Origin of the sequence: Mesorhizobium sp. BR1-1-3, from assembly GCF_020165455.1 — a bacterium.
Taxonomy (GTDB): Bacteria; Pseudomonadota; Alphaproteobacteria; order Rhizobiales; family Rhizobiaceae; genus Mesorhizobium; species Mesorhizobium ciceri.
The window spans coordinates 104,101-126,383 of record NZ_JAIUIC010000018.1 but is presented as its reverse complement, the minus strand read 5'-3'; the positions used below and the strand labels follow the sequence as shown (position 1 = coordinate 126,383).

Annotated in this window: 22 protein-coding genes; 8 read left to right on the top strand and 14 right to left on the bottom strand. The window is 63.1% G+C overall.

The annotated features are described in order from the left end of the window. The first annotated feature begins 10 nt into the window (after positions 1–10). The 6 genes from LB559_RS30120 (at position 11) to LB559_RS30095 (ending at position 6,585) form a co-directional block, all read left to right on the top strand. Positions 11–868: an FAD binding domain-containing protein gene (locus LB559_RS30120; RefSeq protein ID WP_224675671.1), complete on the top strand. Its 858-nt coding sequence runs from the start codon at positions 11–13 to the stop codon at positions 866–868. Beyond that, entirely contained in the window at positions 859–1,356 is a 498-nt protein-coding gene (locus LB559_RS30115; protein ID WP_224675670.1) for a (2Fe-2S)-binding protein, read from the top strand. The genes LB559_RS30120 and LB559_RS30115 overlap by 10 nt, the downstream gene beginning before the upstream one ends. After that, entirely contained in the window at positions 1,349–3,697 is a 2,349-nt protein-coding gene (locus tag LB559_RS30110) for a xanthine dehydrogenase family protein molybdopterin-binding subunit (RefSeq protein WP_224675669.1), read from the top strand. Before LB559_RS30115 ends, LB559_RS30110 begins: the two co-directional genes overlap by 8 nt. 12 nt (positions 3,698–3,709) lie before the next feature. Then, positions 3,710–4,441: a LamB/YcsF family protein gene (locus tag LB559_RS30105; protein WP_224675668.1), complete on the top strand. Its 732-nt coding sequence runs from the start codon at positions 3,710–3,712 to the stop codon at positions 4,439–4,441. 96 nt (positions 4,442–4,537) lie between these two features. Continuing rightward, positions 4,538–5,920 (top strand): aspartate aminotransferase family protein, encoded by a 1,383-nt coding sequence (locus LB559_RS30100; RefSeq protein ID WP_224675667.1) that lies wholly within the window; start codon positions 4,538–4,540, stop codon positions 5,918–5,920. Next, positions 5,917–6,585: a nuclear transport factor 2 family protein gene (locus LB559_RS30095; RefSeq protein ID WP_224675666.1), complete on the top strand. Its 669-nt coding sequence runs from the start codon at positions 5,917–5,919 to the stop codon at positions 6,583–6,585. Before LB559_RS30100 ends, LB559_RS30095 begins: the two co-directional genes overlap by 4 nt. Before the next feature lie 114 nt (positions 6,586–6,699). Here the strand turns inward: LB559_RS30095 and LB559_RS30090 are convergent, their stop codons facing one another. The 10 genes from LB559_RS30090 to LB559_RS30045 form a co-directional block, all read right to left on the bottom strand. Continuing rightward, complete coding sequence (locus LB559_RS30090) at positions 6,700–7,893, bottom strand: ABC transporter substrate-binding protein (protein ID WP_013533160.1); 1,194 nt, start codon at positions 7,891–7,893, stop codon at positions 6,700–6,702. 42 nt (positions 7,894–7,935) lie between these two features. Further along, positions 7,936–9,027, bottom strand: a complete 1,092-nt coding sequence (locus LB559_RS30085; protein ID WP_224620023.1) for a branched-chain amino acid ABC transporter permease — start codon at positions 9,025–9,027, stop codon at positions 7,936–7,938. 4 nt (positions 9,028–9,031) lie between these two features. Then, positions 9,032–9,937 carry a branched-chain amino acid ABC transporter permease gene (locus LB559_RS30080; RefSeq protein ID WP_027036291.1) on the bottom strand — a complete coding sequence of 302 codons (906 nt, stop codon included), beginning with the start codon at positions 9,935–9,937 and terminating at the stop codon, positions 9,032–9,034. Between the two features lies 1 nt (position 9,938). Continuing rightward, positions 9,939–10,673, bottom strand: coding sequence for an ABC transporter ATP-binding protein (locus LB559_RS30075; RefSeq protein WP_013533157.1), 735 nt, complete (start codon positions 10,671–10,673; stop codon positions 9,939–9,941). Continuing rightward, positions 10,670–11,422: an ABC transporter ATP-binding protein gene (locus tag LB559_RS30070; RefSeq protein WP_224675665.1), complete on the bottom strand. Its 753-nt coding sequence runs from the start codon at positions 11,420–11,422 to the stop codon at positions 10,670–10,672. The genes LB559_RS30075 and LB559_RS30070 overlap by 4 nt, the downstream gene beginning before the upstream one ends. Positions 11,423–11,669: 247 nt before the next feature. Beyond that, complete coding sequence (locus LB559_RS30065) at positions 11,670–12,641, bottom strand: biotin-dependent carboxyltransferase family protein (protein WP_063167471.1); 972 nt, start codon at positions 12,639–12,641, stop codon at positions 11,670–11,672. Then, a complete protein-coding gene (locus LB559_RS30060) occupies positions 12,631–13,506 on the bottom strand; it encodes a 5-oxoprolinase subunit B family protein (protein WP_013533154.1) in 876 nt (291 codons plus the stop codon). Before LB559_RS30060 ends, LB559_RS30065 begins: the two co-directional genes overlap by 11 nt. Positions 13,507–13,515: 9 nt before the next feature. Then, the gene (locus LB559_RS30055) at positions 13,516–14,880 is read right to left on the bottom strand and encodes an acetyl-CoA carboxylase biotin carboxylase subunit (protein WP_013533153.1); all 1,365 of its coding nucleotides are present in this window, start codon (positions 14,878–14,880) and stop codon (positions 13,516–13,518) included. Beyond that, on the bottom strand, positions 14,880–15,113 hold the full coding sequence (locus LB559_RS30050; protein WP_013533152.1) for an acetyl-CoA carboxylase: 234 nt from the start codon (positions 15,111–15,113) through the stop codon (positions 14,880–14,882). The genes LB559_RS30055 and LB559_RS30050 overlap by 1 nt, the downstream gene beginning before the upstream one ends. Before the next feature lie 66 nt (positions 15,114–15,179). Next, positions 15,180–15,902 (bottom strand): LamB/YcsF family protein, encoded by a 723-nt coding sequence (locus LB559_RS30045; RefSeq protein WP_224675664.1) that lies wholly within the window; start codon positions 15,900–15,902, stop codon positions 15,180–15,182. 135 nt (positions 15,903–16,037) lie between these two features. On the opposite strand from LB559_RS30045, the gene LB559_RS30040 reads away from it, so the two are divergent. Beyond that, positions 16,038–16,943 (top strand): LysR family transcriptional regulator, encoded by a 906-nt coding sequence (locus LB559_RS30040; protein ID WP_224675663.1) that lies wholly within the window; start codon positions 16,038–16,040, stop codon positions 16,941–16,943. A gap of 213 nt (positions 16,944–17,156) precedes the next feature. Here LB559_RS30040 and LB559_RS30035 read toward each other — a convergent pair whose 3' ends face one another. Next, the gene (locus LB559_RS30035) at positions 17,157–17,897 is read right to left on the bottom strand and encodes an NADPH-dependent F420 reductase (protein WP_224675662.1); all 741 of its coding nucleotides are present in this window, start codon (positions 17,895–17,897) and stop codon (positions 17,157–17,159) included. Between the two features lie 354 nt (positions 17,898–18,251). Between LB559_RS30035 and LB559_RS30030 the strand changes: the two genes are divergently transcribed. Further along, positions 18,252–18,851, top strand: a complete 600-nt coding sequence (locus LB559_RS30030; RefSeq protein WP_224675661.1) for a TetR/AcrR family transcriptional regulator — start codon at positions 18,252–18,254, stop codon at positions 18,849–18,851. Positions 18,852–19,104: 253 nt separating this feature from the next. Here LB559_RS30030 and LB559_RS30025 read toward each other — a convergent pair whose 3' ends face one another. The 3 genes from LB559_RS30025 to LB559_RS30015 all read right to left on the bottom strand — a co-directional run bounded on the left by LB559_RS30025 (position 19,105) and on the right by LB559_RS30015 (position 22,215). Then, entirely contained in the window at positions 19,105–20,244 is a 1,140-nt protein-coding gene (locus tag LB559_RS30025) for an alpha-hydroxy acid oxidase (protein WP_224675660.1), read from the bottom strand. Positions 20,245–20,345: 101 nt separating this feature from the next. Continuing rightward, positions 20,346–21,446, bottom strand: a complete 1,101-nt coding sequence (locus LB559_RS30020; RefSeq protein ID WP_063171496.1) for an isocitrate/isopropylmalate dehydrogenase family protein — start codon at positions 21,444–21,446, stop codon at positions 20,346–20,348. A gap of 25 nt (positions 21,447–21,471) precedes the next feature. After that, the gene (locus LB559_RS30015) at positions 21,472–22,215 is read right to left on the bottom strand and encodes a glucose 1-dehydrogenase (protein WP_027163984.1); all 744 of its coding nucleotides are present in this window, start codon (positions 22,213–22,215) and stop codon (positions 21,472–21,474) included. Positions 22,216–22,283 lie beyond the last annotated feature (68 nt).

Genomic DNA, 22,283 nt, shown 5'->3' with positions numbered 1-22,283 from the left:
GGTATGACAGATGGCACCAGGCGTGGGACGATCGTTCACCGCGGCCAGCACACTTGAAGAGGCAATGGCAGCACGCCGGCAGGGCGCGGTGGTGCTTGCAGGCGGCACCTGGATGATGCGTGATCCCCAACGCGGGGTCGACCTTCCCGACGCGGTGGTCGCACTCGACCGAATACCGGCCTTGTCCAAGGTCGAAATCGACTCGGACCATGTCGTGATCGGCGCAGCTGTTACCCATGCAGTCCTTGGCCGCGCATTGCGTGGGGCAGCGGGCTTCGAAGGTCTGGTTGACGCGGCGGAGAACGCGGCCAATCCCGGTATCCGAAGGGTCGCCACCGTGGGCGGTAACCTTTGTGCCCTCGACTTTGCCGCCGCCGATCTCGCCCCTGCGCTTCTCGTCTGTGAGGCGACGGTGGAGCTGGAGACGTTCGAAGGCCCAAAACTCATCGGTATTTCGGATTTCCTCAAAGACAGGCATGCGCTGCTGGCAGAGGCGATTGTGACGAGAATTCATCTGCGCCGCGACCTTGTCGCAAGCGCGCATATCCGCCTGCCGCTTCGGAAGGCTGGCGACTATCCGGTCGCCGTCGTCTCGCTTGCGGTGGACAAGGACAAACGATGTCGCATCGCCGTCGGCTCGGTGGAGCCGGTAGCGCGGCGCTGGACGGCGCTCGAACAGGCGATGAGGGCAAGCCAGGCCTCCGCGCTCGATCCGGAGCGCGCTGCCGGGCTTGCACTAGAGCACAATGATTTTCAGGGCCGCGACGGCAGGGAAGCGGAGGGTTGGTACCGGCGCCAGGTTCTTCCGCCGCTGGTCAAGCGCGGTGTTGCCGCACTTCTCAAGACCGAGGGCCTGGCATGGTTGTGACATTCCAGCTGAATGGCGAGGACTGCAGCTTTCACGGCGATCCGATGACGCCGCTCGTCGACATCTTGCGGCGGGAACGATTCCTGACGGGGACCAAAGCCGTGTGCCGCGAAGGCTTCTGCGGCGCCTGCACGGTGCATGTCGACGACGAAGCGGTGCCGTCCTGCCTGAAGCCGATTGGCCTGGTCCAGGGGTGCGCGGTCACGACCATCGAGGGATTGAGCTCCGGAAACCAGGCGCTGCATCCGCTCCAGGCCAATCTAGAGGCCGCCGATGCCGTGCAATGCGGCATGTGTTTTCCAGGAATGGTTATGAGCCTTTCGGCGTTCGTGCGTGACAATCCGCATGCGAGCCGTCCCGAAATCAAGGCCGCGATGGTCGGCAACATCTGCCGCTGCACCGGATATGAGCGGATCGTCGACGCCGTGGCCGACTGCCTTGACCAAGCGCGGAAGGCTGGCCAGCCGGTGGGAGGCATCCATGTCTGAGCTGTCCGCCACGGTGATGAATCTTCCCCGCCGCGATGCGCAGGACAAGCTGCGCGGGCGGACGAAATACACCAACGACCGGGTTCGCCCCGACATGTTGCATGCCGTGCTGCTGCGGTCGACCGTTTCCGCGGGGCGTATCCGCAAGCTCGACGTTTCGGCGGCACTTCGCTGTCCTGGCGTGCGCGCGGTGGCGACCGGCGCCGATGCTCCAGGCCTCTACGGCATCGGCATTGCCGACCATCCGCTCCTGGCCATCGACACCATCCGCTATCACGGCGAGCCGATCGCCGTCGTTGCCGCCGAAACGGAGAAGCAGGCGCGGGCGGCGCTTGCCGCCATCATGCTTGAGGTCGAGCCGCTGGTACCGGTGTCCACCATGGCCGAGGCACTCCAGCCCGCCGCCCGTCTCGTCCACGAGGGCTGGCGCGGCTATGAGGTGATCACCGAGGGCGGCGCACGTGCCGGCAACATCGCATGGGAGGCAAAATCCAGCCGCGGCGACGTCGATGCGGCCTTCGCCCGTCCCGACATACGCATTGTCGAGAGCAGCTTCACCGTCGGCCGGCAGAGCCATGTGCCTTTCGAACCGCGCGTTGCCATCGGCTCCTGGGAGGACGGCCGTGCTCACATCCAGACCTCGACGCAGGTGCCTTGGACAGTTCGCAACGTCACCGGAAGGGTCATGCAGCTTGCGCCCGGGCGTGTGCGGGTCACCGTGCCGCCTGTCGGAGGCGGGTTCGGCCTGAAATTCGATGCGTCCATCGAGCCGATCACGGCACTTCTGGCGCGGATGACCGGGCGCACGGTGGTCCTGGAAAACACCCGGCAGGAAGAGATGGCAACCTGCCTCTGCCGCGAGAATGCGGAAATCCGCATTCGCTCCGCTGTCACCGCCGAAGGATACATCGCCGGACGCGAGGCGGTCGTGCTGATGGACTGCGGCGCGTATGGCGGCGAACAGGTTTTCCTGACAACGATGACGGCGCACACGCTGGGCGGCAATTACAGGGTTGGCGCAACGCGGCTCGTCGGCCGCGCCGTATACACCAACACACCACCCAACGGCGCTTTCCGAGCTTGCAACGGCGTCTACAACACCTTCGCGTTGGAGCGACACACCGACGAAATCTGCGATGCGCTAGGCTTCGACCCAATGGAGTTCCGGAAGAAAAATGTCCTGGGAGATGGCGATCTCGGTGCCACGGGGCAGGTTTTCGAGGCCGACGTGCTGGGTCCGATGCTCGATCGCATGGAGACACTGCGCGCCAGCACCGGTACATCAGAGGCCGAGGCCGACGGCAGGCTCTATGGAATTGCGACCACGGTCGGCACATGGTTCGTTTTCGTCGGGCCTTCGGCGGCGACGGTGAATTTGAACGCCGACGGCAGCGCAACGCTGGTCACCTCGGGTGTGGAGATCGGATCCGGCACGATGGTGCAATCCCTGCCGCAGATCGTGGCTGGGCAGCTCGGGCTTGCTCCCGACCAGGTGATCGTGCGCGAAGCCGATACGGATGCCGCCGGTCTCGATGTCGGCGTTGGCGGTGGGCGCACCACCGTGTCCATTGGTGCCGCGAGCATCGCCGCCTGCGCGGAAGTGCGGGAGAAGCTGCTGCGGACCGCCGGCGAGATGCTCCAGACCCGACCGGAAGACCTGGTGCTGCGGGACGGTCGTGTCGAGATCACGGGACGTCCCGGTTCCGGCATGTCGATCCCCGCTGTCGTCGCCCATGCGCAGGCAACCACCGGCCCGATCACCGGAAGCGGAGCCTTTACCGCCAGGAACACTCCGGCAATGTCCGGCTGCGCGATGGGGCATTTCATCGATGCGCTCGACATTCCCGTCTTCGTCGTTCACGAGGCCGAGGTGGCGGTTGATCCGGACACCGGCCATGTCGAGGTGCTGGCCTATCGCGTAGTTCAAGATGTCGGCCGCGCGCTCAACCCGCGCGCCATCCTGGGCCAGATACAGGGCGGCGTGGTACAGGGGCTCGGCTATGCGTTGCACGAGGAGGTGACGCTCACCGCCGACGGACGCATCGCGCAGGACGATTTCGAGACTTATCGCCTGCCGCTGGCGCAGGATGTGGTTCCGGTCGCCGCCGACCTTTACGAGGGCGCGCCGTCGATGGGGCCTCTAGGCACCAAGGGTGCGGGCGAGGTCCCGATCCTGGCGGTGGGCGCGGCGATCGGCTGCGCTGTGGCACGCGCCATCGGCAAGCCGGTGCGGCAGCTGCCACTGACGCCGCCGCGCGTGCTTCGACTGCTGCATGAGCGCGAACCACCGCCGGAATTCCCGCACGTCGCCCCCGGCTGGGCGTTGAACACTCTGGGCTGAGGCAAGTAAACCATGGTCACCCTGAACTGCGACATGGGCGAAAGCTACGGCAACTGGCGCTTCGGTGACGATGCCGGCATCATGCCTCATATCGATTGCGCCAACATCGCCTGCGGCTTCCACGCCTCCGATCCATGGACGATGCTGAAGACCGTGCGGCTCGCCCTTTCGCATGGCAAGCGGGTCGGCGCGCATCCCTCCCTTCCCGATCGTGAGGGGTTCGGCCGGCGCGAAATGAGACTTCAGCCGGAGGAACTGACAGCTGCCTTCCTCTACCAAATCGGTGCTCTGACAGGGATGCTGGCCGCCGAGGGCGGGCAACTCAGCCATGTCAAGCCGCATGGCATCATTTACGGCATGGCCGCGCACGACGTCGACACTGCCCGGGCAATTGCCGCGGCGGTCAAGCCGTTCGGCGTCCCTCTCTTCGGCATGGCGGGAACCTGTCACGAGACGGCGGCAGCCGAACTCGGCGTTGCCTTCGTGGGCGAGTTCTTTCCCGATCTTGCCTACGCTCCCGGCGGCAGCCTGATCATCCCGCGCGTCCAGTCGGCCATCGACCTGACGCTTGCCGAGCACCGCATGGTGGGGGCGCTTACCCGACGCGAACTCGTCACGACAGACGGCACGATCCGCCCGGTCGCCTTCGACACCGTCTGCATCCACTCCGATCCGCCGAATGCGCGCGACGTCGCCGCGCTGATGCGGCGGATCATCGACACTCATTCCAACGGCCTGCCATGATTCACTCTCCCGAATCGTGAAAGCTCCACGCAAGGGACTCGAGGACTATCTCGAACTCACTGCCCGAACCATTTCTCCAAGCCGCTGAGGACTTCCATGGATGCGCTTTCCAACTCTCTCGCCGCCGCCGACATCGCCACCACCATGCACCCCTACACCAACCTGCGTCAGCACGAAGAAACCGGGCCGCTGATCATCAGCCGCGGCGACGGCATCCGTGTGTATGACGAACGCGGCAAGGAATACATCGAAGGGCTGGCCGGGCTCTGGTCGGTGGGCGTCGGCTTTTCGGAAAAGCGGTTGGCCGACGCTGCCTATCAGCAAATGCTGAAGCTGCCCTACTACCACACCTTCTCCTCCAAGGCGCATGAGCCATCCATCCGGCTCGCGGAGAAACTCGTGGAGATGACGCCGGAAAACCTGACGCGTGTCTTCTTCACGTCGTCGGGCTCGGAAGCCAACGACACCATCGTCAAGATGATGTGGTTCATGAACAACGCGCTGGGCCGGCCAAAAAAGAAGAAATTCCTGGCACGGACCAAGGGCTATCACGGCATCACCGTCGCCTCCGGCAGCCTGACAGGCTTGCCGGTCAACCATCGCGACTTCGATCTGCCGGCCATTCCCGTTCGCCACCTGACCTGCCCGCACTTCTATCGCTTCGGCATGGCAGGCGAAGACGAAGCCGCCTTCACGGCGCGCCTGCTCGCCGAGCTGGAAGCGGTGATCGCCGAAGAAGGGGCTGACACCATCGCAGCCTTCATAGGAGAGCCGCTCATGGCAGCCGGCGGCGTTCTGCCACCGCCGGTCGGGTACTGGGAAGGCGTGGAGAAAATCTGCCGGGCAAATGATATCATTCTGATAGCGGACGAGGTGATCTGTGGTTTCGGGCGGCTTGGTACGCCCTTCGGCGCTCAGAAATACGGCTTCACGCCTGATATCATGACGGTCTCCAAGCAAATCACGTCGTCTTATATGCCGCTTGCCGCCGTCATTTTCTCCGATGCGATCTATCAGGCGATCGCCGACAACACCGCCACGATCGGCAATTTCGGCCACGGCTTCACGGCGTCAGGTCATCCGGTCGCGACGGCAGTGGGTCTCGAAAACCTGGCCATCTTCGAGGAGCGGGACCTGATCGGAAACGCGGCCCGCCTCGAGACGTCGTTCCAGGCCGGCATCCGCTCATTTGCCGATCACCCGCTTGTCGGCGAAGCGCGGGGCACCGGTCTTATCGGCGCCGTTGAGCTGGTGGCAGACAAGGCGACGAAACGCCCCTTCGTCAAGGTTGGGCGCGCAGGGGGTATCGCAGCAGGCATCGGCCACGAGGAAGGCCTCATCTTCCGCGCCATCGGCGATCAGCTCGCGCTCTGCCCGCCGATGATCTCGACAGAAGACGATGTGAAAGAAATCATGACGCGCATGGGCCGGACGCTTGAGCGCCTGACCGGTGCGGTTGCCAAGGAGGGACTTGAATGACCCGCATGAAAGCCGAACCGGTCGTCCATATCGACGACGAGCGCTTTCGGGTCACCGAATGGCGCTTTGCCACCGGGGCCGAGACCGGCTGGCACATCCACGGCCATGACTACGTCATCGTGCCGCTTACGGACGGCAAGCTCGGTCTCGAAGGTCCGGACGGCGCGCAGGCGCAAGCCGCTCTCACCCAAGGGGTGCCCTATTCGCGGCGGACGGGTGTGGCCCATAACGTCATCAATGCCGGCAATGCGCCGCTCGCCTTTCTGGAGGTCGAGGTCGTTGAGGCCGGCGACCTCGCAGCCAGGCGGCTCGCCGTGCTCGACCGGTTCCTCGCAGCCTGGAACGCCCGCGACGTGGGCGCGCTGATGGACTGCATGGCTGAGAATTGCGCTTTCCACGGCTCGGCTGGACCCGATGCCGAAGGGCGCAAGCATATAGGGCGTGACGCCGTGCGCGCCTCCTATGCAGCGCTGTTCGATGCTTTCCCGAAGGCCGCGTGGACCAGAGGACGGCACGTCGTGACGGGCGACACCGGGCTTTCATCATGGCGCTTCGTCGGCACCACTCCAGCGGGGCAGCAAATCGAAGTCGACGGCTGCGATATCTTCGCTTTCTCGGGGGAGCTCATAGCGCTCAAGGATTCCTACCGCAAAGCGCGAGGGTAGCGAAAATCTGAATTCATCGGGCAACGAGGGCGGTCCAAGCGGGCCGCCCTCGTTTTTTGTCTAAAGGCAAGATCCTCAAAACATGAAAGGGCCGGGCTTACCCGGCCCATCTTCTTACTTGAGCAAGGCTTCCATCGGTACCGGCTCGGAAATCGTCCAGTTGCCTACAACACCCGGCTTGCCGGCCTTGGTCTCGACGATCAGGTACCGCGTCTGGTTCTGGTGATGCAGTTCCGGCGTGAAGGTACGAGGCCCGAACAGCGTCGGCTCGTTCTTCATCTTCTCCAGTTCCGCGACGACGGCGTCGGCATCGGTCGTGCCTGCACGCTCCACCGCCTTGGCCCAGACGTCGACCATGACGTAACCCGGAAAGACATACTGGCTCGAGGGATCGGCGCCTGTCTTCGCCTTGTAGGTGGCATTGAACTTCAGCACTTCCGGATTGGGATCGTCGCCATAGATCGATCCCTGAACGGGGACGTAGAAGTTCGTCAGATCGGGCACGGCGGATAGCCAATAGCTACCGTCGACGCCCGAGCCATTCAGGATCATGGAGTTGATGCCCGCGGCACGAAGCTGCTTGATGGCCGAGACAGCGCCCGGCATCATTGTGCAAAGCATGATCGCATCCGGCTCCTTCGGCAGAGACTTGATGCGGGTGATCTGCGCGGCGATGGAGGCGTCCTCGTTCTTGAAGGTGTCTTCACCGACAAGCTTCGCGCCTTGGGCTTCGAGCTTCGGCATCATCCAGTCGAAGCCGTCGCAGATGCCCTTGTTGTAGGCCGTCCAGGTATCGAGCAGACGGTAGAAGTCCTTTGCGCCTTTTTCCTTGAATGCCCACTCGGCCATGGTCGCGCCCTGCACGGGCGCCAGCACCGACGCGGAGAAGCTGTGCGGGCCGACACCCTGGATACCGGCCTTGACGGATTCCGCGCACAGGAAGAAGGAGATACGGCCCGCGTCCTCGGCCGCGAGCGCAGCCGGCGATCCGAAGTCGTAGTCGCACGAGACGACCACGAGATCCGCGCCCTGGTCGAGCACGGAGAGGCCCGCCTTGGCGCCTTCGGCCCGGTCGGACTTGGTGTCGGCCTTGACGACCTTGATCTGCTTTCCAAGCAGACCGCCAGCCGCATTGATCTCGTCGATGCGGATCAAGGCCGCCTCCTGCGCAGGCTTGTCATAGGCTTCCATGAAGCCCGACTCCGCAGTGGCGAAGCCGATGACGATGGTCTTGTCATCGGCCAGGGCCGGGTATGCGATGGACATCGAGGCCAGAGCGGTTGCGACAATTCTCATTTTGTATGTCATGCACGTCTCCTTTTTGTTTCCCGGTCGGGCTTGTGCCGCCGGTCACTTGTTGCGACTGCTGCGGGGTAAGGTGATCTCGCGGTTGCCCATGAGTCCGGATGGGCGAAGCGCGAGGATCACGATCATGATGACGCCGAGGGCTATTTCCTGAACCCCTTTCGGGAGGGCGAAAGTGGACTCGCCGAGCGATACGCCTGCCTCCAGCCAGCGCAGCGCCTGGATGAGGGCGGACAGCAGGACGACACCCACCACACCCCCCGACAGGCTGCCCATGCCGCCGACAACGAGCATGGAAAGGGTGATGAAGGTGAGACCGAGATAGAATGTGTCGGGTGTGACCACGCCGATGGAATGAGCCATGAGCGCACCGCCCAGCCCCATCACCGCGCCTGATATGACGAATGCCACCAATCTTTCCCTGGGAATGTCGATACCGGAAGCCGCGGCGGCGGTGGGCTCGTCGCGGGCAGCACGAAGGGCCAGGCCGGACCGGGAGATCGCGTGCGCCCAGGCGATGAAGATCGCGACCACGGCGCCGATGAGATACGGCCAGATCACGCGTACGATCGGAATGCCGACGACCGATGAGGTCGCTCCGGTCACGCTCTCCCAGTTGGAATAAATTGTGTTGATCATGGCGAGCATCGCGAAGGTCGCGATCGAAGCCGCGATGCCCGATAATCGCATCAGCACCCGCCCGAAGATGAGAGCGGCGAGGGCGGCGAACAATGCTGCCAGCATAGCCGATTGCCAGTACGGCAATCGGGTCGCCAGCAGCCATTCGGGCAGTCCCGGCAGCGAACCGCGTTTCATCATCGGATTGATGGTGAGCCACGCGGCCGCGTAGGCGCCAAGGCAGGTGAAGCCGATATGCCCGAAGCTGAGAACGCCCGAATTTCCGATGAAGATGTATAGGCCCACGACGAGGATGACACGGACGAACACGTCGATCACCGTCTGGTTGAAGGGCCGCGATCCGGTCATCACCGTGATCAGCGCGATGGCCAGCAGCAGCAGAGAAAGCAGGACCGGTGTCAGGATTGTGCGGCGGGCAAGCGCGAAGCGGGCGGGCTTTCGCTCGGCAGCCGGGGCACCGGCAGCGGGAGAGTCGGTGAGGGAGGCGGCGACACCCATGAAATCAGACCCTTTCCTTGGTGCCGCGCGCGGCAATAAGCCCCTGTGGGCGGAAGAGGAGGACGAGGATGACCGCTCCATAGACAAAGGCATCGCGGAATGGCCGGGCGTCGATGGGCAGCATGACTTGCATGATCACCGAGGCGGCACCCAGTAGGAAGCCGGCGAGCACGGCTCCCCCGAGGCTGCCGAGGCCGCCAATGACGGTGGCGATGAAGGCCATCAACATGATCGAGGCGCCCATCTGGATGTCCAGTGTGCCTGTCTGGGCGCCAAAGATCAGTGCAATGGCGGCGGCCAACGCGCCGGAGAGGGCGAATGCGCCCATGATAACCCGGTTCGCACGCACACCCAGCATTCGGGCCATCGAGAAGTTCTCGGCCGCCGCCCGCATCTCCAGGCCGAAGCGGGTTTGACGCAGGAACAGTGTCAGGCCGATCAGGATGACCATCGTGGCTACGATCGTTATGAGCTGGAGGAGGGGAAGCCTGGCACCAAGGATCTCCACCGGCTGGGACAGTTCGGGCAGCAGCGAGATCGATTTCGGCCGACTGGAGAAAAGCATGAGCAGGAAGTAGCGAATGACGAAACCGAGCGCGAAGGAGGCGATCATCATGGTTGCCGGATTTGCCTGACGGAACCGCCTGAAGACGACGATTTCGCACAGCACCGACAGCCCGGCCCCGCAGAGGAGCACGAATGGCACCAGCAGGTACCACGGCAATTGGCCGGCGAAGACGATGGCCATTGCGTCCGTAGACGGCCATAACAGGGCGAAGACGCAGAAGGCGATGACGTCGCCATGCGCGAAGTTCACGAGCCGCATGACGCCGAAGATGAGGGCAATGCCGAGCGCCCCGAGCGCGTAGAGCGAACCAAGCGAGAGTGCGTCGAACAGGATCTGAAGCATCTCAATTGTCCTCGTAGCCGAAATAGGCAGCCTGGATCGCCTCGCCATTGCCGAGCGTCCGCGCGTCGCCATCGAGCACGATCTGTCCGCCACGCATCAGGATCATCCGCCCGCCCACCATCATCGCCCGGGCCGAGCTCTGCTCAACGATCAGGAGCGTGAGCTGGCGCTGCGCACGCAGCGCGATCAGCCGCTCGTAGACCTGGTCGTTGATGTTGGGGGCGAGGCCCAGTGAAGGCTCGTCGATGGCTACAAGCCGCGGATTGGTCATCAGCGCGCGGCCGATGACCAGCATTTGCTGCTGTCCGCCGGACAGCAATCCCGCCTGCCCGTGCCGCCTCTCTTTCAGCATCGGGAAGGTTGCGTAGACGGCTTCGAGTTCGTCGGCCGCTCGGCTGCGCCAGCCGCGTTCGCGGGCGTGCATGCCGGTTCCGACCAGAAGGTTCTCTTCGGTCGTCAGCGAGCCGAAGACATCGCGCCCCTCCGGCACCATGGAGAATCCGAGCCGGGCGATGTTCTCCGGCGCCTGGCCGGTGATCTCATGACCTGCAAGGTCGATCCGGCCGCCCGCCACCGGCGTAACACCGGCGATCGCGCGCAGCAGCGAAGACTTCCCGGCTCCGTTCGGGCCGGTGATGAACAGGATTTCTCCCTCGTCCATGGAGAAGGAGACATTGCGGACCGCCGTGAGACGGCTGTAGCGGATGGTGATGTCGGAAAGGGCGAGCAGGCTCATTCCATCGCCTCCAGCACAGGCAGGTCGGTGTTCGCGGCCGTGCCCATATAGGCGTGGCGCACCTTCTCGCTGTCGCGGATCGCGGCAGGCGGTCCTTCCTCGATGATCGCTCCGGAATCGAGCACGACGATATGCTGGCAAAGGCCGAGCACCAGCCCGACATTGTGCTCGATGAGCAGGACACCACAGCCGAGATCGCTGGCGATGTGTCTTATCAGGGCGGAAAGCTCCCGCGCCTCCAGTGCGCTCATGCCAGCCGCGGGCTCGTCGAGCAGGATGTATGCGGGCCGTCCCATCAAGGCGCGGCCAATGGCGACGCGGCGCTCGTCCGTGTATGGCAACGTTCCGGCGATGCGGGTACCCAGCGCACCGATGCCTATCCAGTCGAGCATCGCTTCCGCTTCGGCGATGGCAGCGCGCCGGCTCATTCCCAGGCCAACGCCCGTTACCTCCAAATTGTCCAGCACAGGCAGGTCGCGGAAGAGCCGCCCACCCTGGAAGGTGCGGGCGATGCCGCGCCGCCGGACCTGATGCGGCTTGAGACCCGTGAGTGCTTCCCCGTCGAGCTTGATGGTGCCTTCCGTCGGTGCCTGGAAGCCGGTCAGCGCGTTGACGAGCGTGGTCTTGCCAGCGCCATTCGGGCCGATGAGGCCACTGATGCGGCCGGGCGTAATTTGGAGGTCTACCGATGACAGGGCCTTCAGCCCCGCAAACGATACCGAGACGTTCTCCGCGCTCAGATGACTCATGACCCTTTCCTTCTTTCTACCGACGGAAAGGCGCGAAGCATCCGGCCTTGCGGCCAGCCACGTTGCAAATGTCTTCCCCTGTCGGTTCCGGCGGTCTCTAGCGGACTGCTCGGGTGCCAAATTCACGCCGTTGCCCGGCGTCGTCTTGTCGTTTCGCGCACCGGATTTTGTCTTCCGCCACGCGCGGTCGGTTTTGGCCGGCCGATCTCCTCGCCTCCGGCTCCTCCGCCGGCATTCCCGGCTGACGTCAGCCGGCCAGATGCCCTTCAGCACGCGCCAGCGCGGCGCGCTGTTCGGTTCGCGCGGCAAGCGCGTCTTCCAGCGTCACCGGAACGAAGCGCGCCGGGGTGTGCGGCTGGAGCTGGGCGATAAGGTCCATGTCGGCCGATATCACCACGCCCAGCATCATATACCCGCCACCCGAAACCGCGTCCCGGTGAAGAACGATCGGCTCCGTGCCACTCGGCACCTGGACAGATCCGTAGGGATAGCAGGCATCGACGATGTTCGAGGGGTCGGAGCCCGCACCGAAAGGCTGCTCGCGCTCGACGAATTCGAGCGGCGTCCCGCCGCGGAAGCGATAGCCGATGCGGTCGGCTTCGGGCGCGACCTTCCAGGTTTCCTCAAAGAACCGATTGCCGGCAGCCTCAGTGATCCGATGCCAGTATATGCCGGGAAGCATTCTGAGTTCCGCCGGACTATTGCGCGCGCGGCGCAGATTTGCAGGCAGTGAAAGACCGGCTTTGCCGGAACCTTCGCCGAGGGGAAGCTCATCGCCCGCCTTCAGCGTGCGGCCCTGATGGCCGCCAAGCGCGCCCAGAATGTAAGTCGAGCGCGAACCGAGAACCACGGGTACGTCAATGCCGCCGGAGACGGCCAGATAAGCGCGCGCGCCGCCCTTGAGGAAGCCGAAGGAAAGCCGGTCACCGGCCTTCACCGGAAAACTTTCCCACGTCGACCGTTCCTCGCCATTGAGTTTGGGTGGGAGCTCTCCACCTGTGACGGCGACGACCGCGGATTGGGTGAATTCGAGTTCGGGACCCATGAAAGTGGCTTCGAGCACCGCGGCACCCGGATCGTTGCCGACAAGCAGGTTTGCGATGCGTGTCGCAAAGCGGTCCATGCCGCCGCCTTCTGGAATGCCGACATGATAGTGGCCGGGTCGGCCAAGGTCCTGCACGGAAGTGGAGAGGCCGGGAGAAATTACCTTAACGGCCATTGATAAGCTCCATCAGCTTTGCATTGGTGCCGTAAATGTCGCTGTTGAAATCCTTCAGGCTGAAGGTGCACTCGCGAACCGTCGGCTGCCACCGATTGGCTTCGATTTCCTCAAGCGTGGCGTCGTAGTCATCGCGGCCAATGGCCTTGAACTTGACGATATCGCCTGGCTTGAACAGGCACATGTCATCGGCGAGGTAGCGCACCTTCCTGGTCGGGTCGTAGATCGGGGCCGGGGTTATGCCATACATCTGGTAGCCGCCAGCGCCGCGTACCGAATAGATCGCTGCAAAGCAGCCGCCATGGCCAATGGTGAGCTTGGGAGTGTCGGTGCGTGGACGCAAGTATTTCGGCGCCTGAATCTGTTTCTTGCGCTCAACCATCTGGTACAGGAAGGGCAGTCCGGCGACGAAGCCGACCATCGATACGAACCAGGGCTGGCCGGAATAGGCCTCGATAAACTCTTCCACCGTGGCGTAGCCGTTGATGCGTGCCGAATATTCAAGATCGGTGGAGGAGGGGTCCTGATGGCGCTCGCGGAAGCGCAGGCAGGTTTCACGCGTCCATGGATCCTGGAAATAAACCGGCAGTTCGATGATCCGGGTCTTCAGCACCGGGTCCGACTTCGAGGCGGCCTCTTCCATCGACTTCAGTTCGCTGAGCAAATCCTGCGGCTTGACGATGTCGGGGTTGAAGCGAATCTGGAAGCTGGCGTTGGCTGGGCAGATCTCGGTGACGCCTCGGATGCCTGCCGTACGCACCGCATTGGTCATCGAAAGGCCGGTAAAGAAGGAGGTGAGCGACATTTCTTCGGACACCTCGCCGAAGATATGTTCGTCACCGCCGAAGTTGAATCGTATCGACATCGGTCCTCCTTAACCCGCCAATGCTGCGGCGTTTTCGATGAGCCAGCCTTCCAGCCAGCGGGTATGCACGTCTCCCGCCCGCATCGCCGGATCGGCGGCCAGCGCAAGAAACAGCGGCTTGGTGGTCTTGAGCCCGCCGATCTTCAACTCGTTGAGCGCGCGGATCAGGCGCACTATCGCCGCCTCGCGCGTCTCTGCATGCACGATCAGCTTGGCAAGCAGCGAGTCATAAAAGGGCGGCACCTGATAGCCTTGATAGAGCATCGAATCGAAGCGTACGCCCGGACCGCCGGGAATGCGAAGCTCGGCCACCTGCCCGGGGAATGGAGCGAACTCCTTCGCCGGGTCTTCGGCATTGAGCCGGACTTCGATCGCATGCCCTTTGACGGAGACATCGCTTTGCCGGATCCGCAGCTTCTCGCCGCCGGCGATGCGAAGCATCTCCGCAACGAGGTCGATGCCGGTGATCGCTTCGGTGACCGGGTGCTCGACCTGGATACGGGTGTTCATCTCGATGAAGTAAAAGCGGTCTGCTTCATCGTCGTAAAGATACTCTACCGTGCCGGCACCAGAGTATTTGACCGCCTTGGCCAAGGCGACCGCTGAAGCGCAGAGCTCTTCGCGCAGCCTGTCTGAAAGTGCGCGCGACGGCGCCTCCTCCCAAACCTTCTGGCGTCGCCGCTGCAGCGAGCACTCCCGCTCGTAGCAGTGGATGGCATCGCTTCCGTCTGCCAGCACCTGCACCTCGATATGGCGGGCCTTGCCGATCACCTTTTCCATGTAGAGACCACCATCGCCAAAGGCGGCGAGGGCTTCTGCTTCGGCCTGAGGAAAGGCTTGTTCGAACTCGGCAAGCGAGTTCGCGATGCGGATGCCCCGCCCGCCGCCGCCTGCCGCCGCCTTGATCATCACCGGAAAACCGGTTGCGGTCAGCACCTCGTGGCCAGCCTCGAGGCCCTCGACCCGGCCAGCCGAGCCTGGCACGACGGGGACACCTGCAGCGGCAGCGGCCGATCGCGCCGAGACCTTGTCTCCCATCATCCGGATCGCATCGCCCGACGGGCCGACGAAGACCAATGCAGCGCCTGTGACCGCGTCGGAAAACGCGGCATTCTCGGCAAGGAACCCATAGCCTGGATGAACACTGTCGCAACCGGTGTCGCGGGCAGCCTTCAGAATTGCTTCGACATTGAGATAGGACTTCTTTGCAGCTGGTGGGCCGATGTTGACCGCTTCGTCCGCAAGCTGGACGTGGAGCGACTCGGCGTCTGCGGCCGAATACACCGCCACGGTGGCGATCCCCAGATCTTGCGCGGCCCGGATGATCCTGACCGCTATCTCGCCCCGGTTGGCAACCAGAAGCTTTTTCAGCATCAGTCGAGATCCGCAATAGGTGCGCCGGCCATGATGGGATCCTCATTGTCGGCAATGAAGCGGATGTTCGTACCGGCCGTCTCGGCCCTCACTTCGTGGAACGACTTCATCACTTCGATGAGACCGATTACGTCTCCGGCGGACACCGCGTCGCCATCCGCCTTGTATGGCGGCTGGTCTGGCGAAGCGCTGCGATAAAAAGTGCCGGGAAGAGGTGAAAGAATCTGGGCCATAAAAAGCTCCGGAAAACTGCGGACAGACTAATCTGGAACCGCCCGCGCGGGCGGGTTCGGTCGAGTTCAGTGCCAGGGGGCGATTGCGGTGCGCACGGCCCGGGCTATTTCGATGGCGTTCGGCGTATCGGAATGCACGCAGATGGTTTCGCAGCGTACAGGGAAGAAACTGCCGTCCTCTGCCGTGCCCTCGCCCTCCCTGATGGCGCGTACGCACCGCTCGGCCATCTCTGCGGGGTCCTTGGCGTCATGAACGCGTGTCAAGATCAGCTTGCCGGAGGCATCGTAGTCGAGATCGGCATAGAACTCAGCGACAAATGGGATACCGCGCTCTTGATAGATCTTCTCGTGCAGGGTGCCCGTCATGCCGAAGAGGGGTACGCCGAAAACCTCTGCCGCGTCGCACACGCCATGGGCGATTGCCTCCTGCTGCATGGCCATGAAGTAGAGGCTGCCATGCGGCTTGATGTGGTGGAGTTCCACACCCTCGGCCTTGAGGAAGCCGGCAAGCGCTCCCACCTGGTAAATGATGGTGTTCCTGACTTCTTCGCGGGTCATCCGCATCTCGCGCCGGCCGAAACCCTGAATGTCGGGCAAGCCTGGATGGGCGCCGATCTTTACGCCACTCGCCTTGGCGCTGCGGACGGCGGCGTGCATGTGATCCGGATCGGAAGCGTGAAAACCACAGGCGACATTGGCAACGTCGATGATGGGCATCATGCTCATATCATCGCCAATCTTGTAGAGGCCAAAGCTTTCGCCCATGTCGCAGTTTAGCGTCACCGCCATCGCATTGTTACCCCTCGAAGCTGCCGTCTTTGCGGCGTTGCAGCATTTTTTGCGCATGCGAGGGCATTTGTGAAATAGTAGTTTATTGATTGTCATATCAAAAAAACAGATAATGGTTCTGGGCCAGGGCGCACCATGACCATCACCTTGAAACAGCTGGATTATTTTATCGCGACCGCCGAGAGCGGACAGGTCAGTCATGCCGCGGTGGAACTCAACATCTCGCAATCGGCGGTCACTGCGGCGATAAAGACGCTTGAGGCTGACCTGGGCGTACGGCTTTTGGAGCGTAACCACGCTGGCGTAAGCCTGACGATGGAGGGCGCGCGGTTTCTTGAACATGCGCGTGTTATCACCGGGGCCGTCGCTGCCGCCGTCCGAAGCCCGTTGCGCGATAGGAAAGGCCTGGCGGGCAAGCTGCGGCTGGGCATGACCTACACGGTCGTCGGCTACTACATGTCGCGCCACTACGCGCGGTTTCGAAAGACCTATCCCGAGATCGAGGTCGAGGTGCTGGAATTGCCCCGAGACGCTCTCGAAAGCGGCTTGATGTGCGGGGACATCGACATGGCCGTGATGCTGGTGTCGAACCTGGAGCACACCAAGGAGTTGGCGCAGGAGGTCTTGATGCGGTCGAACCGCCGGCTCTGGCTTTCGGCTGATCATCATCTGCTCGCGCGGCAGGAGATCAGCCTCGCCGATGTGGCGGCGGAAGATTATGTCATGCTGACGGTTGACGAGGCACGCACGACGGCCGCCCGTTACTGGGATGCCGCGGGCCTTTCGCTCCGCGCCGTCCTTACCACCAGTTCGGTCGAGGCCGTGCGGTCGCTCGTGGCTGCCGGCATGGGGGTCACTGTCCTGTCCGACATGGTTTATCGCCCCTGGTCCTTGGAGGGGCAGCGCATCGAAGTGCGCGGGCTTGTCGAGCCCATCCCCACTATGGACGTTGGCCTTGCCTGGTCGCGTGACAGATCAATCGAACCGGCGGCTGCGGCCTTCCGGGCCTTTATGTCCGTAACCATGGGCGGCGGCGGCTAATCTCCTGCCGCCAGTCAGGCGCTATGGCTCAGGCTCGCTGGTTGAGCAGCGGAGCATGCCGCGCTCAGGATCTGATGCCTTGCATCCTCAAGGGGGATTTCACCTTTGTCGCAAATTACCTCGTCATCGTCGTCCCTCAGGTTGCTCCCGACAAACAGAAGGAATTCTTGGACAGTCTTATTGGTCACCTCGGACCGGAACCGGAGAAGTTTCTCATCGGCGGGCGGTGACTTCACGGTTGCGGGCTACGATCTGCTCGTGGCGGAGGGGAGGCGTCGCCTCCATGAAGCCCTTGATCAGCGCGTCGCGAATTCCGGGTGCGCGCGCCTTTTCCGCCGTGGACAGCGCATCCTGAAGATCAGGCAACGTCAGTTCCGTGCAGTAGGCGGGCGTGCCCGGTTGCTGGCGCCAGGAATTCGCGAGATCGCCGGCATCAAGTGCGTCGAAACCGGTCTCGTTCACCAGTTCGCGTGCGATCGCTTTGGCATGCACATCATCGCCTGCGACGGGGATCGCGATGCGTCCGGTCATTCCGGTCGCTGCGCCACTTTCTGCGAGCGTTTGGGCGAGGACTGCATTGAATGCCTTGACCACTGGCCGGCCGAGTTGTTCGCTGGACCACACGCTTTCCGGCTTGCCATCGTCAACCTCCGCGATATTCCCGTCGCGCATGGGATAATAGTTGGAGGTGTCGATCACGACCACGTTGGCTGGTACATGGGCAAAGAGGCCGGCGACATCGGGGATATTCGCAAACGGGATCGATAGAACGATCGCCTCGACATCCCTGGCTGCTTCGTGCGCGGCAACCGGGAGCGCACCAACCTCCGTCGCTTTCTCGCCGATGTCCTCAGGCCCCTTCGAGCCCGCCAGCTTCACCGCGTGTCCGGCGGCTGACAGCTTTCGTGCAAGGGTGGTGCCGATATTTCCCGCGCCGATAATGCCGATCTTCATGCCGATTTCCTTCCAGATAATTGTGATTATGAGCTCAGCGCATGGTGCGCGGATCTACTCCGTATTGAGCGGACATCCAGAGGGTCACGCAGGGCGGTGCTGCCGACGGAGCAGTCCGCCTCGAAACTCGTATAGCTCGCGGCATCTGCTGACGGCGCGCGCCAGGCGCCAGGCAGGTTGCGGTACCCGTTGCCCGGATGCATGCCGGTATCATCTGCCTGATCATCGTGTCCTCGTTTAGCTCGCTGATGCCGACCTGTTAGAATAGTCGACCGGGGGCTATATGGAGACTCTCTCCGATTCGGCTTTTAGATGCGGAGAGTGTCTCCGGTATTCAAGGGTTCAAAGTCAGTAATGTCGCAATTGTCGGTCGCGTCAGCCCTGCGCAGGGACGCGCAGCATAATCGGGCGCACATTCTCGAGGTGGCGCGACAAGCGTTCGGCAACGACAGTGTTGACGTTTCGATGGATTCTATTGCGAAGCTGGCGGGCGTGGGAGCAGGGACGCTCTACCGCCATTTTCCAAACAAAGACGCCCTGCTGGCTGCGCTGTTAGTTCTTCATTATGAAGGCCTCGACCATCGTCGCGTTGAAATCGAAGCCGGGGAGAGCGATGCAGGCCGCGCACTCGAACTCTGGGTTGAAGCTCTCGGCGACTGGATGCTGGCTTATGAGGGCTTGCCTGAACCGTTACGGGCGGCTTGCCGAGTAGAATCCCCGCTGACGCCGACCTGCCATGCTGTCATCGCGACGACGGAGCGAATCCTGAAGGCTGCACAGGACGAAGGGCTTGCACGACGGACGATGACCGGGCGCGACATCTTTTTCGGGGCACTGGCGGTCGCTTGGGCGAGCGGCGCAACGACAGCGGGCGAAGACACCCGCAACGTGCTTCGCGACATTCTGAAGAACGGGTGGATGGAACCGAAAACAGCACCGGGCGGCCGACCTTAGTCTGCCTATCCGACTGCGCAGCCTCTCGAATTTAATCACGCCCGCCGCTAGCGGGTGTGCATCAAACAAGCGCTCTCTGACAGGCGGCCGCTGGGCTTGGGAAGGAGCGGCGTGCGAGGGCGGCAATTGGTCGGCCGCCCGCAGCCGCTTGCACAACCGCGATAGCAAAACCTTGGCATGATGAGGAAGAAGAATATTGGACGAGCGGGGGTTTTCTGTACCTCTTGACCAAGCGTGAGCACTCGTCTTGGCGCTATGCTATCATTTCTGATCCCGCTTCCTGAAAACGGGGGATCCCGCAGAGCCTGAGGCAAGTCACCACTTCGTCCAGGATGATATCCAGTGCCTTGGCCACGCCGGGCTCGCCAGCCACGGCGCCGAACAGGGCGGCCCGGCCGATCGCCGCGACGGTGGCGCCGCGTGCCTTGGCCTTGACGATGTCCGTGCCCGTGCGGATACCGGAATCGATGAGGATCGGGATTTGGGCGCCAAGTGCCTGACGGATAGCGGGCAGGGCGTCGATGCTCGATACAGCACCGTCGAGCTGGCGGCCTCCATGGTTGGACACCCAGATGCCATCGGCACCAGCCGCCACCAGTCGCGACGCATCGCCCGGGTGCAGGACGCCCTTGACCAGCAGCCGGCCTTTCCACCAGTCGCGGATCTGGCGGAAATCGTCCCAGTCGAAACCTGCATGGAGGCTGCCGCCAACACGCGCGGCGATCGTCAGGCCGGCGCTGTTGTCACCGAGATAGCCGCGGACGTTCTCGAACTGGGGCAGACCGCCGCGCAGCAGGCGCAGCGACCAGCGAGGATGAAGCATGCCTTCCCAGAGATGCCGGGCCGAAGGCCGCAGTGGGATAGATATGCCGTTCCTAAGATCCTTTTCGCGCTTGCCACCGGCTTGCAGATCAACGGTCACCACCAGCGTCGAATAGCCAAATTCTTCCGCTCGCCTCACCAACTGGCGATTGAAGTCGAAATCCTTGAGCACATAAAGCTGGAACCACAGCGGCCCCTGTACGGCTCGCGCCATGCCTTCGATGCTGGCCGTGGCCATGGTGGAGAGCGTGTAGGGGATGCTGCGAGCGGTTGCCGCCCTCGCGATGGCAATGTCGGCTCCGGGCCTGACCAGCGCGCAGGAGCCCATCGGGCTGATCACCAGCGGTGTTGGCAAGGTCTCGGACCAGAGCGTCGTGGAAACGTTCGGATGCGAAACATCGATAAGCACGCGCGGCAAAAGTCTGATCTTTTCGAAATCGCTTCGATTGGCGTTGAGGGTGAGTTCTTGCCCCGCCCCGCCATCGATGAATTCGAAGACTGACTTCGGCAGACGACGGCGGGCAAGCCTGCGAAAGTCCTCGACCGAAACATGGCGATCGAGAGCGCCCATCTCAGGTCTGGACCCTGTGCCCGCCGGCAATGAATATCCGGCGCATGAGCGTCTGGCCGACCTTGCCAGGTCCAACAAGATTTATCCTTGGCTTGGTCATATCAGTCGCGCCCGGCCGTGAGCCGGTCGCAGACCGAACGGGTTATCTCGCTGGTCGACGCCCTGCCTTTCAGGTCGGCGCTCAGAAGCCCGTTGGCCAGGCAGTCCTCGGTCACGCGACGGATGCGCGCGGCGGCCTGGTTGAGCCTCTCGTCGCCATGCTTGTGGCCGAGCCAGTCGAGCATCGAGGCTGCCGACAGGATCGTCCCATAAGGGTTGGCGATACCCTTGCCGGCAATGTCGGGTGCCGAGCCGTGCGCGGCCTGAAAGAAGCCGTTGGCCGCGCCGATCTCGGCTGAAGGCGCCATGCCCATCCCGCCCACCGTCGCGGCGGCGAGGTCGGACAGGATGTCGCCGAACATGTTCTCGCTGACGATGACGTTGAAATGGCCCGGTTTCACCACGAGATACATCGCCATGGCGTCGACCAGCGCGTGCTCGGTCGCGATATCGGGATAGTCCTTCGCCACTTCGTCGAAGACGGAGCGAAAGAAGGCATAGCTGCGCAGCACGTTGGCCTTGTCGCAGCAGGTCACCCGGCGCACGCCGTCACGGGGCGCGCCGCCCGACTGGCGCGCCAGTTCGAAGGCCTTGCGTGCGATACGCTCGATGCCGGAGCGGGTCTGCACCAGCGTGTCGACCGCCACTTCGCCGCGCAACAGCGCGCCCGATCCCCGCGCGGCGTAAAGCCCTTCGCTGTTCTCGCGCAAGATGATGTAGTCGATATCGCCGGCCTTCACTCCGCTCAACGGGCTCGGCACGCCCTCGAAGAGCCTGACGGGGCGGATGTTGGCATAGAGATCGAGTTCGAAGCGCAGCCTCAGCGTGAAATCCAGGCCTGCTTCGGTCCCATCGGGATGGATGACGCCCGGCAAGCCGCCCGCACCATGCAGGATGGCGTCCGCCTCGCGGCAGGCCTGGAAGGTCGGCTCGGGAAAGCTCTGGCCGGTCTTCAGGAAATGCTCGGCTCCGGCCGGGTATTCGCTGAAGTGCAAGGGGCTGCCGGGACCGAGCGCTGCTTTCACCACTTGAACCGCTGCGGCGCAGACTTCCGGGCCGATGCCGTCGCCATGCACCACGGCGATTTCGTAGACAGGCTTCATCGCCAACTCCCAAATGGTCTAACGCTCAGATGCACTTGCCGCCATCGACGTTGAGGTCGACGCCGGTGATCATGCTGGCCTCGTCGGAGCACAGGAATGCCGCGGCGTTGCCCATGTCCGCCGGCGTAGACAGCCTGCCGATCGGAATGGTGGCGACGACGCGGGCGCGGTTCTCTTCGCCGGAGCCGATGAAAGTGGACAGAAGCGGCGTGTCGCCGGCAACCGGGTTGATGGCGTTGACGCGGATGCCGAAGGGGGCGAGTTCCACGGCCATGGCCCGGGTGGCGGCAATCGCCCAGCCTTTGGAAGCATTGTACCACGTCAAATTCGGGCGCGGCGAGACGCCGCCGGTGGAGGCGACGTTGAGGATGGCGCCTGATTTGATGGATTTGAAATGCGCAACGACCGCACGGGCGCCATTGTAGATGGATCGCATGTTGACGTTGGCGATCCGGTCGAACATCTCTTCGTCCATTGTCTCGAGCGCCAAGGGCGGCTGGGCCACGCCGGCATTGTTGACCAGTATGTCGAGACCGCCAAAGGCCGAGCGGGCCAGGTCTGCCGCCGCTTCGAAGCTTCCGAGTGTCGAGACGTCGCCAGTGATTGGCCGCACATTTTCGCCGGCTTCGGCAGCAACGCGGGCCGCGGCGGCCTCATCACGGTCCATCAAAATGACCAGCGCACCTTCGGTGACGAATTTCCTGACGATGCCTTCGCCAAATCCCGAACCGCCGCCCGTGACGATAGCGACCTTGCCAGCAAGTCTCATATCTGTTCCTCCGTTGCCGGCACCATCGGGGAAGTCGCGTGCATTGCACAGTCCGATTATCTGAACGC

What these genes read in the sequence shown, in the direction of transcription:
- LB559_RS30120 (WP_224675671.1), top strand. Translation starts at nt 11, where the DNA reads ATGGCACCAGGCGTGGGACGATCGTTCACCGCGGCCAGCACACTTGAA.
- LB559_RS30115 (WP_224675670.1), top strand. Translation starts at nt 859, where the DNA reads ATGGTTGTGACATTCCAGCTGAATGGCGAGGACTGCAGCTTTCACGGC.
- LB559_RS30110 (WP_224675669.1), top strand. Translation starts at nt 1,349, where the DNA reads ATGTCTGAGCTGTCCGCCACGGTGATGAATCTTCCCCGCCGCGATGCG.
- LB559_RS30105 (WP_224675668.1), top strand. Translation starts at nt 3,710, where the DNA reads ATGGTCACCCTGAACTGCGACATGGGCGAAAGCTACGGCAACTGGCGC.
- LB559_RS30100 (WP_224675667.1), top strand. Translation starts at nt 4,538, where the DNA reads ATGGATGCGCTTTCCAACTCTCTCGCCGCCGCCGACATCGCCACCACC.
- LB559_RS30095 (WP_224675666.1), top strand. Translation starts at nt 5,917, where the DNA reads ATGACCCGCATGAAAGCCGAACCGGTCGTCCATATCGACGACGAGCGC.
- LB559_RS30090 (WP_013533160.1), bottom strand. Translation starts at nt 7,893, where the DNA reads ATGACATACAAAATGAGAATTGTCGCAACCGCTCTGGCCTCGATGTCC.
- LB559_RS30085 (WP_224620023.1), bottom strand. Translation starts at nt 9,027, where the DNA reads ATGGGTGTCGCCGCCTCCCTCACCGACTCTCCCGCTGCCGGTGCCCCG.
- LB559_RS30080 (WP_027036291.1), bottom strand. Translation starts at nt 9,937, where the DNA reads ATGCTTCAGATCCTGTTCGACGCACTCTCGCTTGGTTCGCTCTACGCG.
- LB559_RS30075 (WP_013533157.1), bottom strand. Translation starts at nt 10,673, where the DNA reads ATGAGCCTGCTCGCCCTTTCCGACATCACCATCCGCTACAGCCGTCTC.
- LB559_RS30070 (WP_224675665.1), bottom strand. Translation starts at nt 11,422, where the DNA reads ATGAGTCATCTGAGCGCGGAGAACGTCTCGGTATCGTTTGCGGGGCTG.
- LB559_RS30065 (WP_063167471.1), bottom strand. Translation starts at nt 12,641, where the DNA reads ATGGCCGTTAAGGTAATTTCTCCCGGCCTCTCCACTTCCGTGCAGGAC.
- LB559_RS30060 (WP_013533154.1), bottom strand. Translation starts at nt 13,506, where the DNA reads ATGTCGATACGATTCAACTTCGGCGGTGACGAACATATCTTCGGCGAG.
- LB559_RS30055 (WP_013533153.1), bottom strand. Translation starts at nt 14,880, where the DNA reads ATGCTGAAAAAGCTTCTGGTTGCCAACCGGGGCGAGATAGCGGTCAGG.
- LB559_RS30050 (WP_013533152.1), bottom strand. Translation starts at nt 15,113, where the DNA reads ATGGCCCAGATTCTTTCACCTCTTCCCGGCACTTTTTATCGCAGCGCT.
- LB559_RS30045 (WP_224675664.1), bottom strand. Translation starts at nt 15,902, where the DNA reads ATGGCGGTGACGCTAAACTGCGACATGGGCGAAAGCTTTGGCCTCTAC.
- LB559_RS30040 (WP_224675663.1), top strand. Translation starts at nt 16,038, where the DNA reads ATGACCATCACCTTGAAACAGCTGGATTATTTTATCGCGACCGCCGAG.
- LB559_RS30035 (WP_224675662.1), bottom strand. Translation starts at nt 17,897, where the DNA reads ATGAAGATCGGCATTATCGGCGCGGGAAATATCGGCACCACCCTTGCA.
- LB559_RS30030 (WP_224675661.1), top strand. Translation starts at nt 18,252, where the DNA reads ATGTCGCAATTGTCGGTCGCGTCAGCCCTGCGCAGGGACGCGCAGCAT.
- LB559_RS30025 (WP_224675660.1), bottom strand. Translation starts at nt 20,244, where the DNA reads ATGGGCGCTCTCGATCGCCATGTTTCGGTCGAGGACTTTCGCAGGCTT.
- LB559_RS30020 (WP_063171496.1), bottom strand. Translation starts at nt 21,446, where the DNA reads ATGAAGCCTGTCTACGAAATCGCCGTGGTGCATGGCGACGGCATCGGC.
- LB559_RS30015 (WP_027163984.1), bottom strand. Translation starts at nt 22,215, where the DNA reads ATGAGACTTGCTGGCAAGGTCGCTATCGTCACGGGCGGCGGTTCGGGA.